Below are 13483 nucleotides of genomic sequence, written 5' to 3'. Positions count from 1 at the left end.
TTCATTGAACGACCCTCACGATTCCGTCGCGAACGGCGATCCGGTCTTCCAGGATGTTCGTGACCGCGTCCGCGATGATGACTTCTTCCACCTTGATGATTGCTTCCTTCAGCGCCTGCTCCGTCATGCCCGGCGCAATGCGCACGACGCCCTGATCGATGATGGGCCCCGCATCCACTTCGTTGTTGATGAAATGCACTGTCGCGCCCGTCACCTTCACGCCCGCCTCGAGCGCGCGGCGCTGCGCGCCGTCGCCCGGAAACGCCGGCAGGATCGACGGATGCGTGTTGATCGTCCGGCTCCCGTATTTGTCGACGAAGGCCGGCGAGAAAATGCGCCGGAACCCGCCGAGGACGATCAGATCGATGTCGTTCGCGTCGAGCTGCCGGGAAATTTCGGCCTCGAACGATTCGCGATCGGCGAAATCCGAGTGCAGGACCCGGCTGACCGGAAACCGCCCCGCAAGCGAGCCGTTCTCGGCCGGAAACGCCTTGTTGTTCGTGATCACGAGCGCGATCTCCGCGGGCACCGACGATCGCCCGATGCCCTCGACGACGGAGCCGATCAGCGATCCGCGCCCGGAAAACAGAAATGCAATCTTCTTCATGCCGTCACCTCTTCTCTGAGCGCCTCGAACCGCGACCGCCATTCGTCGAAATCGACGAACGCGAACGTCCCGTCCGAGAAGATCGCCCGTCCGTCGACGAATACCTGGTCCGGGTTTTCGTTGCGCAGCAGCCGCAAATGGGAAATCGGGCTGTTGCCGTAAGCCTCCGTCAAGCGGTCGCGCCGAAAGACGATGAAATCCGCGCGGCGGCCGGCGCGAATCGCGCCGATCCCGCGCAATCCGATGCTCTCGCCGCCCGACGCGGTCAACATGCCGAGCACCTCCGCCGCGCTCAGCTTGTCGTCGAGATCGTGCTCGCCGTGGTGATAGAGGCAGAACATCGCATCGTTCGTCAGGCGGTTTTCCGGATTGACCATCGCCGCGTCCGTGCCGAGCCCCATGTGCCGCGCGCCGGCGAATCGGCGCACCGGCATCCTGCCCGCACCGACGAAGCTGTTGCTGATCGGGCAATGGACCAGGTTCGCGCGCGACCGACGGATCTCGGCGACATCGTCATCGTCCACGCTGCTCGCATGGACGAGCGTGAGGTGCTCGTCCAGCACGCCCAGCCCGCCAAGATGCCGGATCGCGCTGATGCCGTGCGCGTCGCGAAACGATTTCACCTGCGTTCGCCCCTCGTGAACATGCATCGAGAACGTCTTGCCGCGCGCCTTCGCCAATCCATGCAACTGCCGGATCAAATCGTCGCTCGCGGACAGCTCCGACGCGGTGGCCGGCTGCAGATCGATCAGCGGCGTCGCGTGCGTATCGACGGACCGCTCGTATCTGCGGATGATCTCGTCGATGCCGTACGCCGACGGCTTGCTCCCGCCGCCGAGCCACTGATCGCTCTGGCAGAACTGGACCGATGCGCGCACGCCGACGGCCTTGCACGCGTCGGCATCCGTTTCGAAGCGGCTCGTGAACACGCCGACGCTCGTCACGCCGCTGCGCACGTTGCGCATGATGCTGTAGAGCGCGGCCGCATACTGCGTTTGCGCGCTTTCGAGCCGGTTGTTCTTGTGCACGCTGTCGAGCACCGTCTGAATCGGCGAGAAGTCGTGCAGATCGCCGTACAGCTCCTTGCTCGGATGCAGGTGCGCATTGACGAGCCCCGGAAACATCACGCGCCCCGTCCCGTCCGCCGTCGCGACGCCATCGGGGCGCGGCGCGCCGGCCGGCCGGATGCTGTGAAACCGGCCGTCCTTCACGCGAATGTCGGCCGTCGCCAGCCGGCAGGTGCCGGGATCGAGATACTCGATGCCCGCATACAGGATGTCGTCGTTCATATCGCGGCGCTCGCGGTGCGTTTCGGATTCAGTGCGACGCCCAACGCGCAGCGAATCGCCGTTTCGAACTCCATGGTCCGGTCGTACAGGCCGTTCGTCAGGAATCCGTTCGTGCCGAGCACGTCGATCACGCTGTCGCCCGTCGCATCGAGTGTCTCCTTGATGAACGCCGACAGCCTTTCCCCCGGCGGCAACGCGTTCAGCAGGCCGTGCGGCAGCATCACCTTGCCGCTGCATCCATAGGCGGGCGTCTCTTCGCCCGCGCGCAGCACGGCGGCCCAGCCGTACACGAAATCGCCAAAACCGGTGCGCTCGATCAGCCCTTCGAGCGCCACCCAGTAATCGACGGCGTCGCGACAGCGCGCCTGCATGGCCACGAGGCGATTGCGGCATCCCGCCAGCGCCTGCGCGTCGCTGTCAGGCGTTTCGGACACGCCTGAGTCGACCGGCACCGGAACGATCCGGTGCGACTCGAAGACCGCGCCGGCCACGCTGCGCAGCGCATTGACTTTTGCTTCGTTTGCCGAAGCGATTGCAAGGATCGTCGGGTTATTCGGCATTCTCGTAAATCCACTTGATTACATCGGTTTTTGCCGAGCCGGCGTAGATGTCGCCCAGCGTATCCTTCGCCGACGAGATTTCCGGCATCATTTCGGTGTCGCCGCGGCCGTTCATCGCGTCCTTCGCCTTCTCCATCGCGTTGTCGTAAATCTGCGTGAACGTGGTCTTCATGATGGTCGAGCCCAGTTGCAGATCGTCGTAGCCCTGCGACACGAGATCGCTATGCACGAGTTCGTGAACGAACGAGAAGAAACCCATGTCGTACGGCAGCCCCGTGATCACGTCGGTGCTGCGCGAGATCGTCTCGCAAAACAGGTGGTTTTCCCGAATGAAGAACTGCATCCCGATCGTGCACGGAAAATCCTTCGTATCGGACTTGTGGTAGTTCTGGTTGATGTTGATGATCGCGCGGCGCGAGTCCTGGTTCGACTTCAGCATGCTGACGATCCAGTTGTACTGGTTGCCGTATTTTTCGACCGGCTCGTAGAACACGTAATACCCGTAGTTCGAATTGACGTTCCCGTCCTTGTCCGTGAGCGTCATCCAGAACTTCGACGCGTTCGCGAGGCCGTTCTCGGCCTTCAGGCTGCCGCTGAAATACGCGAGCAGTTCGCGGCACAGGTATCGCTTTGCGCCGTTTCGAAGCGAATGCACGCGGCTGCGCGGGTCCTTCAGGATGTAGTTGACGCCATACGCCTGCATCGCGTCTCCGGCGCGCGACTTGATCTTTCTTCCCTCCTTCACGATGTTGTGAATGCCCTGCCTGACCAGGTCGTCGACCGAATCGCCGTAGATGTTCGTGAAACCGTGATGAATCGCTGCCCTCGGAGTAACGTCCAGAAGTAAATTTTCCATAGTCTTGTGAATGGTTAAATTCGGACTTCTCAGTGAATGTTCATCCTTCGTGCGGACGAACGGCGCAACTTCGACATCAGCCCTCGCCCCACCTGGGGCGCGGCGGATTCCAACGCTCCAGCTCGTCGAGCAGCGCCGCGTTGCTGTCGACGCGGATGAGCAGCTTGCCCTCGAGCGGATTCGCAAAGCCGGAATCGACCACGTGCGCGATCAGATCCAGCAGACGGTCCCAATAGCGATTGACGTTCAACAGGAATATCGGCTTCTTGTGATTGCCGAGAATCAGATTCGACAGCACCTCGATCGTCTCCTCGATCGTGCCGATGCCGCCCGGCAATGCGACGAAGCAGTTGCCCAGGTCCTCCATCAGCTTCTTCCTGGCCGACATCGAATCGACGATATGCAGCGCCGTCAGCGACGTGTGCGAAATCTCCCCGCTCGTCAGCGCCCGCGGAATGACGCCCGTCACCTTGCCGCCCGCCGCCAGCGCGGTATTGGCGACCACGCCCATCAGGCCGACCTTGCCGCCGCCATAAACGATCTCGGCGCCGGACGCCACCACATCCCCGATGAATTTCTCCGTCTCGCGCGCGAATGCGGGATCCATGCCGAACGACGATCCGGCGTAGACGGTGACGCGAAAACCGCTCGGGAATCTATCCCTTCTCATAAGCCTTCCTAAATATTGTCTCGGGTCCCCGTGCTCGCAGGGACCATGAATATCGAAGCCGATCGGCTGCGCAAAATGCTGTGAGGCGAAAAACCGGGAGAAACGGGAAAACGGGCGAGTCTGACGACAGGAAAGTGCGGCGATGCGGCTCGGGCGTCACGCATGGCCGAATGGCGGATGCATCGGTCCGGCATGCCGCCAGCCATTTATCGCATGAGACGCAATCAAATTATCGCACCCAGCACCATTCTAGATACAAAACATCGCATGTCAAGCATTTATCAGATTTTTAAATGCAATGCTTAAGCCAGAATTGCTGTAAGGAATAATTTATTCGCCCAATTATGGTATGACATGCGATCTTTGATTGACTGTGCGATAGTGTCATGCCTGCAATACTTGCGCTACGATGCCGACCGTCCGCTTCGCGCGCCCATGCCGCCCCCGGAGCGCGCATGCCCTCACTGCCCGTCGCCCGGCGAACCGGCCGGCGACGAAGAAGACGCAAATCAGACAGCCACCGCTTATCGATAATGGACAGTCACGAACAGCATTCCAGCGCCATCCAGATCGCCAATCGCATCCGGGAAATCCTGACGAAGAACGGCATCAGCAAGCGCCAGCATGCGAACACCGTGAGCCGGATTCTCAATCTGAGCTTCTCGCAAGCGCATCGCAAGCTCAAAGGCCAAAGCCCCTGGGCGATCCATCAGGTCAACCAGATCACCGCGGAATTCGGAGAAGATGTCGGCCAGTTGTTCGGCGCGCCGCTCGCCGATGCCGCGCCGGTCGAAGGCGATCCCGTCGACGCGCTGCTCGCCATCGGCGACACGCGCATCGCATGCCATGCGCATATCGGCGAAGCGTTGTCCGCCGATCAGAAATCGGACCTCGTCGCCGTGCGGATCAACCATCGATGGTCGATCCATGCTCACGACCAGGCCCCGGAAGCGCCGCATTACGCCGTGCGCGAGGTCAGGATCGCGCCGACCGTCGAGGAGATCCGCAGGCTGAGCATCGCGATTCTGGACGACTCGCCGGAAGCGGCGGACGAGTTGTCGAAGTATCTGCGCGCGCAAGGTTTCAACACCTACACCTACTACGACATCGATTCGTTCAACGAAGCCGTGCGGGACAACATGTTCGACGGCTTCGTCGTCGACTGGATCATCGGCCGCGAAACGTCCGAAAGCTGCATGACGGAGATCCGGCAATCGGAAAATCCGGACGCGCCGATTCTGGTGCTGACGGGGCAATTGAACACGAGCGAGCGTGAATCGGAAATCGCGCGCGCGATGCGCACTTTCGACATTCTCGGCCCGTATGAAAAGCCGATCCGGCTATCGGTCATCAAGGCGGCGTTCGACCGCCACTTCAACCGCTGACGGAAACCAGCCGCTTCAGCGTCCGAAACAGGATCTCCCGCCGAACCGGCTTCATCAGATAATCGTCGAACAGCGCCATCTGCTCTTCGGTGAGAAGCTCGGGTGCGTGAGCGCTGACGCCCACCACGGGAATCCTGTAGTTCGGGCCGCGCGTCAGCCGCAACTCCTTCGCCACCGAAATGCCGTCGCGCTCCGGCATGTGGAGATCCAGCAGCAGCACGTCGTACGGACGGCGCATCAGCTTCTGCATCGCGCGCTCCGCCGAATCGCACGGCTCGCAAGTGCAGCCGATCTGCTCCAGCAGCGACGAAAACGAGCTCAACGCGGATTTGTTGTCGTCGACGACGAGCACATGATGCGGCGTCGAGAAAACGCCGCCGTCCTCCGCTTGCGCCGGGTCGTCGCCGCCCGCGCCCGGCCCCGCGGCGACGCGCGATATCCGGACCGGCAAATCGACGGTGAAAACGCTCCCTTTGCCGACCTCGCTGCGCACGCCGATCCCGCCGCCGAACAAGTCGACCAGCCCCTTCACGATCGACAGCCCCATGCCTGCGCCGTCGTGAATGTTCGTCTGCCCGTGATCGATCTGCGTGAACGGATGGAAGATATGGTCGAGCTTGTCGGCGGGAATGCCCGTGCCGGTGTCCTCGACCCGCAGCCGCAGGCGGCCGCCCTGCGCGCCCGGCGCCAGCTCGCAGGAGAGCTTGACGCTTCCCGCACGGGTGTTCTTGATCGCATTGCTCAACAGATTCGTCATGATCTGGCGAATCCTCGCGGCATCCGAATGAAGACACACGTCGTCGATCCCGTGGTTCTCGCAGATGAGCCGAACGGGTTTCCTGCCGATCAGCGAGACCGCCTCGGTCGCGGTGGCGGTGACGATCGGCGCGAGCCTGAAGTCGCTGTTTCTCAGTTCCAGCTTGCCGCTGTCGAGCCGCGCGTAATCGGTCAGATCGCGCATCTGCGACTCGATCTGCATCGCCGCGAGTTCCAGCCGCTTGATCGTGTCGGTGTGCTCGAGCGCGATCCGCGCGCCCGAGATCACGTCGATCGCGGACGTGATGCTCTGCAGCGGCGTCCGGAGCTCGTGGCCGATCGCGCCGAGAAACGCATTCTTCGCGCGCACCGCCTCGCTGGCGGCCGCGGTCGCGCGCCGTTCCGCGGCGAGCGCCTGCGCCTGCTGCCGGATCGTCTTTCTGCTCTGCTGGATGTTGAATATCGTGATGAACCCGATGATCGCGACCGACGAGATGATGATCGATACGCCAATCAGGATGATCGTGCGATTCTTGAGAAAGATCCGGTATGTCCGGTCACGCTGCTTCGCCTCCGCGTGCGCCGCCAATGCCGACAGGTTCAGCGCCTCGATGCGGATCAACCGTATCTTCTCGGCCACCTCCGTCAGCGACTTCTGCGTCATCCCGGGCAGCTCCATGATGCGCCCGACGTCCGCGAACAGCGTGCGAATCCGCTCGATGCGCTCGTCATAACCCTGCTCCGCATAAAGCAGGCGAGTGGATTCCGATCGATTCGACAGCACGAAGAACTTCGATTCGAGAATGTCGAATTCCGATTTCAGATCCTTGCACTCGCTGAGGCACCCCCAATCCTTCCTGTAAAGAAGCAATTCGAAGTCCGCGAGCCGGGTTTCAAACTGTGCGGTAGACGATGCGTAGTCTTCCTGCGTTCCGACGAGAGCCAGAAAGCTGCGCTCGGAAAACAGGTTGCTGTAGCAATAGATGGCCGAAGACATCGCCGCAACCATCAGGAGCGTCAGGACCAGATAAAGCCGGATGCTGCCGATCGGCGACGATTTCATTAATTTCACTTGACGACGATTTTATACACCTGCCAAAGAAATCGAGTGCTGTACAGCGGACCGCTCAATTCGGCGCCTCCGGTATCACGCGGATATATGACGAACAAAGGCCCGAAATTCTTCAGGGACAGCATTTTTCCGTTCATTTTATAGGCCAGAATTGTACCATATTTCTCAAAATCCGAAACGGGAATATCTTCGTAATAGTCATCCAGCGTATAGACGGTGATCGCCTTTCCCCTGGCGCCCACTTTTTTCAGCAGGTCGAGAATCGGCACGCCCTCGAACCGGCTTTCCGCGGTCCACGCGGTCGAGGTCCGGATCTCCCGCACCGGCATCCGCATCAATTCGGTTTCGCTGAAAACATAGCTCTTGCTTTTCGGATCGGTGTATTTATCGATATCTCCGGATATCACCAGATCGAAGGAAAATGCATTTCCGCAAGCGAACATCAGCGCGAAAGCGAATAGCGAAATCAGTTTTTTCATCTTGGCCATCGGATAGCTGTATTTTTATCGCTTCAATTGCCTCGTTGAACGCGAGGTCTGATTGATTTTCATAAAACCGCCGATCGCGACAAACCTGCGAGCGGCAAAGCACGCCGGCGAAATCGATTTTCGCGAGCGAAGCGCCCTCATTCGAAATATCCGACGCGGCGCCGACAAAACAATTACATTGCCTTTTTCGACATGAAACCGGCGATCGAGCATAACACACGGCCGGCATGCGAATTGGCTTTCCGAAACGTCGGATTTTCCGTGATCGGACACCGGAAAGCCAAAGCACGCGATCGCGGACGGACCGGGCGGACGCCGGGCCGCCGACGGCGGCTGCGATCCGGCGCGGCGCGGATCGCCTGGGCTACCCGCCCGCCGCGTCCCGTTTCGCGCCGGACGCGAGCGCGCCGCCGTCTTCCGCATGCTTGACCGATGCGCCGCAGCCGCTGCAGAACGGGAAGAACGCAAAGTTGCGCGTGCCGCATCCGGCGCACTGCTCGAACAGCCTGAGCCCGCAGTGGATGCAGAACGTCGCGCCGTCGCCGCCCAGGCTCCACGGCTTGTCGCACGACGGGCAGAGCTTTTTCTGATAGGCGGCGATCGCCTTCTCGTAGCCGATCGCCTGTGCACGCTCGCGCTGGCTGCGCCGCATCTCCTCGCGCTTGCGCTCGACGTAGCGCTGGAACGCGCGCAGCATGTAGATGCCCGCGAACACGGTGAGCACGATGCCGACGGTCACACGCACGTAGCCGCCGAAGCTAGGCAGATACGGCACGAGCTCGACGAAGAACGCCGTCAGCGCGAACATCCCGAAGCCATGGACGAACGGCCAGTAGCGCACCTTCCGGTAACGGACGAAAAGCCAGACGGCGAGCGCGAGAATCGGCAGCGTGAACGCGAGCCGCCACGCGAACACGACGAGCTCGTAGCGGCGGCTCGCCTGCTCGTAGCGCCGCTCGGCCTGCGCCTGCGATTGCGAAAGCTGCGCGCTCACGTCGTCCTGGCGCTTGCGCAGCGCGTCGAGCTGGTCGGCGATCTGGTCCTGCTGGCGCTGCCAGCCGGCCACCGCCGTCTGCAGCGCGTCAAGCTGGCGCGTGCGCGCGAGCACGTCCGGATTGCGGCTCGCGTCGCCCGTCGCGCTGCGCGTCGCGATCCAGTTGCGAAAGCTCTCCTTCGCCTGGTTGTATTCCTGCTGCGCGCGATTGCGGGCGGTCGCGAACGCATCGGCCTTGTCGGTCAGCGCGCCCTGCTCGCGCTGCAGCTCCCGCTGCGTCGCGCGCAGCGCGGCGTCGGCCCGCGTATCGGCGTAGCGCTCGAGCGTCGGCGGCCCGCCGCGCGGCGCGAACGCCATGTCGCGGATCACGAGGCTGCCGAGCATGTTGAGGAACAGCGCGAACGCCACGGCAATGCCCCACGATGCGATCTGCAGCAACCGCTCGGGGCGCGAATAGGTTTGGCTCGTCGTCATGATCCCGATCTCTCTCGTCAGGGTGGTCGTGTCCGTCGTCGTGCGTCGTGCGCGTCAGCCGATCGTCCCGCGATCGATCTTGCGCGCGAGGATGATCGACGTCGTCGTCCGCTCGACGCCTTCGAGCGCGCCGATCTGATCGAGCAGGTCGTTCAGGCGTTCGGGCGAATCGGCGCGCAGCCACGCGACATAGTCGTACTCTCCGCTCACCGCGCACAGCAGTTGCACCTCGGGCATGCGGTCGAGACGCTTGAGCACATCCTTGCCGTACTTCGGCGCGAGGATGATGCCGACGTACGCATAGATGCTCGCGTCGAGCACGTCCTGTCCGAGCCGCACGCTGTAGCCTGCGATCACCTGCGTGCGCTCGAGCCGCGCGATCCGCGCGAGCACCGTCGTGCGCGCGACGCCCAGTTGCCGCGCGAGATCCGCGACGCTCGCGCGCGCGTTCGCCTGCAGCAGCGCGACGAGGTTGCGGTCGAGGTCGTCGAGTTGATCGAGTCGGGGTGGGCGCATGGCGGATCGGCGAATGGAGGTGCCGCGATGATAGCGCCGAACGGCCGTGCGCCCAAGCCGGCGGCCGCGCAAGGGCCGTTCCGATCGTCCGTTCTATCCGTCGTTCTATCCGTCGTTCTATCCGTCGTCCTGTCCATCGTTCGAGCGGCCGTCGCCACGGCCCCGCCGCGCACCGGGCGCGCCACGATGCGATGCGTCACACCGGCGCAATGCCGATCGAATGCACGAGATAGCGGCACAGCGCCGGCTCGTCGAATTCGGGCAGCCGCGCACCGCTGCCCGCGAGGAACGCCGACGTGCTCGCGTGCTCCCGCAGCCAGGTGTGCTGGTCAGCTCGACCAGACACATGCCGAAGCACTTCGACCGCCGCCCTTCCCGGCCGCGCCCGTTCGGCGCCTGCTCGCCGTTCGCACCGCTCACTGCGCCTTCGCGTGCTGCGCGAGGCCGATCGCCTTGTAGTCGTACGTCGGATAGAACTCGGTGCGATACGCGCCCCACGCGGTGTCCTCGAGCACGCGATTCACCTCGCGCAGCCGCGACGCCGGCAGGCGCAGCACGACGACCTGGCCGATCCCCATCGCGACCGTCCAGCTCACGACCTCGACGCCCGCCGGCGGAAACGCCTTGTAAAAGCCTTGCCGTGCGAGCTGCGCGTTCAGCTCGGCGAGCGGACGCGATTCGTCGTGCCGCAGAAAGACGGTGAGCAGGATCGCGTTGTCCGGCGTCGCGACTGCCGAACCCGGTGCCGGCACGGCGCTCTGGGCTTGCGCGGCGCCGCCCGCGAGCGCGAATGCGGTGAACAGTGCGGTAAACATCGCGACCGCGCCGAGTCGCGCGGAAATGCCGGATGATGACTTCGTCGTGCGCATGCCAGGCTCCTCATCGAGAACGATTTCGCAGGCTCGCTCGCCGCCCGGCGGGCGAAACGCGGCGCCGCGCAGGCGCGGCCGCATGGGTTTCCTCAACGCGCTGACGCATCGATATCGGCGCATCGCCGGTCCGCATATCGCCGGGACGTGCGCTGCCGCAACATTCACGGCTGCCGTGACGTCCGGCGCTTGCGCGCTTCCGGCCTTTGCTCGACTCCCGCAATGCCTCGCACAGCGTCCGCGCCGCAGACGACACCGGACACCGTTCGTCGCGCCCCTGCATATTCGATGCGCGCCCGCCCCGACCCGCAACACGCATCGGCGGACACGCCGGCCGGCGCATTCCCCGCGCCGCCGCGATTTCGATTCGTTTCGGTTGTAAGCAGATGTCGCATTGCCGCCCAACGGCCCGCCGCCGTGCTACTAATAGCGCGGGACGCGCGCCGCGCAGGCGGTCGAGCGCCGCGCCCGCCTTCCGGATTTTCGTCCGACGACCACACAGGAGCTCCCATGAAAAAGATCTCGCTGACTTTCGCTGCCGCGCTCGCGCTGGCGGCCACGCTCGCGCACGCGCAAACGAGCGCGTCGGCGCCCGCCGCGGCGGCCTCCGCCCCGGCCGCCGCGGCCGCGCGCCATGAAGCGCGCGTCGAGGAGCGCATCACGTACCTGCACAACCAGTTGAAGATTACGCCGGAGCAGGAGTCGCAATGGAAGACGTTCGCCGACACGATGCGCGACAACGGCGCAACGATGGCGCGTCTTTATCGCGAGCGGATGGAGAACAAGACCGCGTCCGCGCTCGACGACATGAACCAGTACGCGGAACTCACGCGGGCGAACGCGGACGGCGCGAAAAAGCTCGCCGACGCGTTCACGCCGCTGTACGCGAGCTTCCCGGCCGAGCAGAAGGCGCTGGCCGACTCGACGTTCCGCAAATGGCTGCACCCGGAGCCGGGCAAGGCACGCGCGCGCAAGCATCCGGGCAAGGCGGACGGCCAGCCCCCCGCGAGCGCCGGCGCCGCGCAGTAACGCGAACGCGCGAGCGCGCCGGCCGCGCGCATGCGGCAACCGGCGCGCTCGCGCTCGTTCGCGACGTCCGCCCCCAACGCTCGGCGCGTGATGCAAGCGCATCGACGCTTGGCCCCGCTCCCGCCCGGCAGGCGCGCCGCCCCGCCCGTCACTCAGGGCGCGGACGTGACCCGCTCGATCATCGCCCGCACCGCGCGCATCTGCGCGCCCGACTTCCACGCGTAGTTCTGCCCGGTGTACGCGAACCAGTCCCAGCAGCCCTGCGGATCGTTCGGCGTGCTCGTCTTTGCAACCTGCGGATACAGCACGACGATGCCGTTCGCGTCGGCCCAGTTGTCGTATGTCGTCATGTCGCGCACGACGGCGGCCGACTGCAGGCAGCCATGAAACACGACGTGCACCTTGCAGCCGGCGTTCGCGTCGCACGCGCGCGGCACGTACGCATATCCGTCGGCCGCGAGCCCGCTCGACGCGGGCGCGAACTCGCGCTGGCCGAACGTGATCGCGCGCCCCGCCGGCTTCGCGGCGGGCGGCGAAAGCGGTCCGTAAATCGTCTCGAGCAGCGCGCCCGCCTGGTCGTAGCCCGATTGCCCGACCGTGCAATGGCTGATGTACGGCGAGGCGTTGGCATCGCACGCGTTGCCCGCGGACGGCGTGACGAACGCGTGACCGGCCGGGATGTCGGCGACGTAGACGATGCTCGATACGGGCACGCCGGAGAGCCAGAAGAACGACCACGCCGCGTCGACGGCCGATTGTCGGACGATCGTGTCTTTCGTTCCGCTGAACAGATAGACCTTCGCGCGCTGCAGGTTCGCGAGCGGGTCGATCTGCCCGCGCGCGGCGAAGCCCTGCGCGGCGGCGACCAGCAATCCCGGATCCGGCACCATGTTGGGCACGAGCCCTCGGCAGAGGTCGGTGTTCGCGAGGCTGCCCGCCGCGCAATAGTACGGGCCGCCCGCGATCACGCCGACGCCGATCACCGACGCCGAATACGCGACCTGATACTGGAGCGCCATGTACGCACCCGACGACAAGCCGGACACCGATACGCGATTCGCGTCCGCGCGCAGCGCGGGCAACGGCGGCGCCGCGGGCGCGGCGGCGAGCGTGATCGTGAGCGCGGCGGCGGGCATCGCGCGCGCGGCGGCATGGCGCATCTGCATGGCTTCCCCTTGGTCTGCGCCGGGCGACGGCAAGCACGGCCGGCGTCGCCCGGCCTGGTCGACACAGTCGGACGGCAAATCGAGACGCGATCACTTCATCTTTGTCTCAACGCTCGTCGCTCGCAAGGTCGGCGTTCACGCGCGCCCGGATTCGCGCTAAAGTGATGCGCCTTTATTGACGAAAATCGACATGATCGAACTAAAAAACGTCGACCTCAGCAACGATCCGGACGCGCTGCGCGTCGTCAAGGACGAGACGGTTCAGGTCGAGTTCGCCGCGCAGCCGGGCGAGCTGATGAGCCTCGAAGGCCCGAACCGCTATGCGGCGGGCGACGCGCTCGTCACCGGTTCGACGGGCGACCGCTGGGTGGTGTCGCGCGAGCGCTTCGACGCGAAGTATGCGCCCGCGACGGCGGGCGCCGCGCACGGCGCGCCGGGCGCGTACCGCAACCGCCCGGCCGTCGTGCTCGCGAAGCGGATGGACGCGGCGTTCTCGATCGCGCGCTCGGCGGGCGGCGACACGCTGCGCGGCGACGCGGGCGACTGGGTGATGCAGTACGCGCCCGGCGATTACGGCGTCGTGCAGGCGAAGCGCTTCGCGCAGGTGTACCGCAAAGCGGATTGACGCGCGGCGCATTCGCGTCGTATTCGCCCGTTGCGCTCGCCGGCGCGGCGGCCGCGTGAGCCGGCCGACTCCGGAGCCGCGACGCATCCTCGACGAATCCGCCGTACGCCGCGGCGCCCAAGCGCAG

General features: G+C 64.5%; 15 protein-coding genes. 3 read left to right on the top strand and 12 right to left on the bottom strand.

Features of this window, described 5'->3' with window-relative positions; all coding sequences use genetic code 11:
* Position 1 precedes the first annotated feature (1 nt).
* The 5 genes from purN to AQ610_RS08970 form a co-directional block, all read right to left on the bottom strand.
* Positions 2-607: a phosphoribosylglycinamide formyltransferase gene (purN, locus tag AQ610_RS08990; RefSeq protein ID WP_009917088.1), complete on the bottom strand. Its 606-nt coding sequence runs from the start codon at positions 605-607 to the stop codon at positions 2-4.
* Positions 604-1896 carry an amidohydrolase family protein gene (locus AQ610_RS08985; RefSeq protein WP_006026879.1) on the bottom strand — a complete coding sequence of 431 codons (1293 nt, stop codon included), beginning with the start codon at positions 1894-1896 and terminating at the stop codon, positions 604-606. Before AQ610_RS08985 ends, purN begins: the two co-directional genes overlap by 4 nt.
* Positions 1893-2456 carry a DUF84 family protein gene (locus AQ610_RS08980; protein ID WP_006026880.1) on the bottom strand — a complete coding sequence of 188 codons (564 nt, stop codon included), beginning with the start codon at positions 2454-2456 and terminating at the stop codon, positions 1893-1895. The genes AQ610_RS08985 and AQ610_RS08980 overlap by 4 nt, the downstream gene beginning before the upstream one ends.
* Entirely contained in the window at positions 2446-3312 is an 867-nt protein-coding gene (locus tag AQ610_RS08975; protein ID WP_006026881.1) for a thymidylate synthase, read from the bottom strand. The genes AQ610_RS08980 and AQ610_RS08975 overlap by 11 nt, the downstream gene beginning before the upstream one ends.
* Positions 3313-3388: 76 nt before the next feature.
* Positions 3389-3982 (bottom strand): LOG family protein, encoded by a 594-nt coding sequence (locus AQ610_RS08970; protein ID WP_015601217.1) that lies wholly within the window; start codon positions 3980-3982, stop codon positions 3389-3391.
* 533 nt (positions 3983-4515) lie between these two features.
* Here AQ610_RS08970 and AQ610_RS08965 point away from each other — a divergent pair.
* Positions 4516-5367: a helix-turn-helix domain-containing protein gene (locus AQ610_RS08965; protein WP_006026883.1), complete on the top strand. Its 852-nt coding sequence runs from the start codon at positions 4516-4518 to the stop codon at positions 5365-5367.
* Here AQ610_RS08965 and AQ610_RS08960 read toward each other — a convergent pair.
* The 6 genes from AQ610_RS08960 to AQ610_RS08935 all read right to left on the bottom strand — a co-directional run bounded on the left by AQ610_RS08960 (position 5357) and on the right by AQ610_RS08935 (position 10482).
* Entirely contained in the window at positions 5357-7186 is a 1830-nt protein-coding gene (locus tag AQ610_RS08960) for an ATP-binding response regulator (RefSeq protein WP_006026884.1), read from the bottom strand. The two genes, AQ610_RS08965 and AQ610_RS08960, sit on opposite strands and share 11 nt — an antisense overlap.
* Positions 7187-7191: 5 nt before the next feature.
* Positions 7192-7674, bottom strand: coding sequence for a putative pterin-binding protein (locus AQ610_RS08955; RefSeq protein WP_043282693.1), 483 nt, complete (start codon positions 7672-7674; stop codon positions 7192-7194).
* Between the two features lie 373 nt (positions 7675-8047).
* Positions 8048-9151: a zinc ribbon domain-containing protein gene (locus AQ610_RS08950; protein ID WP_006026886.1), complete on the bottom strand. Its 1104-nt coding sequence runs from the start codon at positions 9149-9151 to the stop codon at positions 8048-8050.
* 54 nt (positions 9152-9205) lie between these two features.
* A complete protein-coding gene (locus tag AQ610_RS08945) occupies positions 9206-9667 on the bottom strand; it encodes an Lrp/AsnC family transcriptional regulator (RefSeq protein ID WP_006026887.1) in 462 nt (153 codons plus the stop codon).
* A gap of 196 nt (positions 9668-9863) precedes the next feature.
* Positions 9864-10013, bottom strand: a complete 150-nt coding sequence (locus AQ610_RS08940) for a hypothetical protein (RefSeq protein ID WP_006026888.1) — start codon at positions 10011-10013, stop codon at positions 9864-9866.
* Positions 10014-10083: 70 nt separating this feature from the next.
* Positions 10084-10482 carry a hypothetical protein gene (locus AQ610_RS08935; protein ID WP_045554896.1) on the bottom strand — a complete coding sequence of 133 codons (399 nt, stop codon included), beginning with the start codon at positions 10480-10482 and terminating at the stop codon, positions 10084-10086.
* 564 nt (positions 10483-11046) lie between these two features.
* On the opposite strand from AQ610_RS08935, the gene AQ610_RS08930 reads away from it, so the two are divergent.
* Positions 11047-11565 carry a Spy/CpxP family protein refolding chaperone gene (locus AQ610_RS08930; protein WP_006026890.1) on the top strand — a complete coding sequence of 173 codons (519 nt, stop codon included), beginning with the start codon at positions 11047-11049 and terminating at the stop codon, positions 11563-11565.
* Between the two features lie 152 nt (positions 11566-11717).
* On the opposite strand, the gene AQ610_RS08925 is transcribed toward AQ610_RS08930, so the two are convergent.
* Positions 11718-12731, bottom strand: a complete 1014-nt coding sequence (locus AQ610_RS08925; protein ID WP_009912209.1) for an extracellular catalytic domain type 2 short-chain-length polyhydroxyalkanoate depolymerase — start codon at positions 12729-12731, stop codon at positions 11718-11720.
* 190 nt (positions 12732-12921) lie between these two features.
* Here AQ610_RS08925 and AQ610_RS08920 point away from each other — a divergent pair, with 190 nt between their 5' ends.
* Positions 12922-13356 carry a PGDYG domain-containing protein gene (locus AQ610_RS08920; protein ID WP_043282695.1) on the top strand — a complete coding sequence of 145 codons (435 nt, stop codon included), beginning with the start codon at positions 12922-12924 and terminating at the stop codon, positions 13354-13356.
* Positions 13357-13483: the final 127 nt, after the last annotated feature.

It is taken from the genome of Burkholderia humptydooensis (assembly GCF_001513745.1).
Taxonomy (GTDB): Bacteria; Pseudomonadota; Gammaproteobacteria; order Burkholderiales; family Burkholderiaceae; genus Burkholderia; species Burkholderia humptydooensis.
Note: the sequence above shows the minus strand (reverse complement) of the source record. Positions and strands in the feature narration are given on the sequence as shown.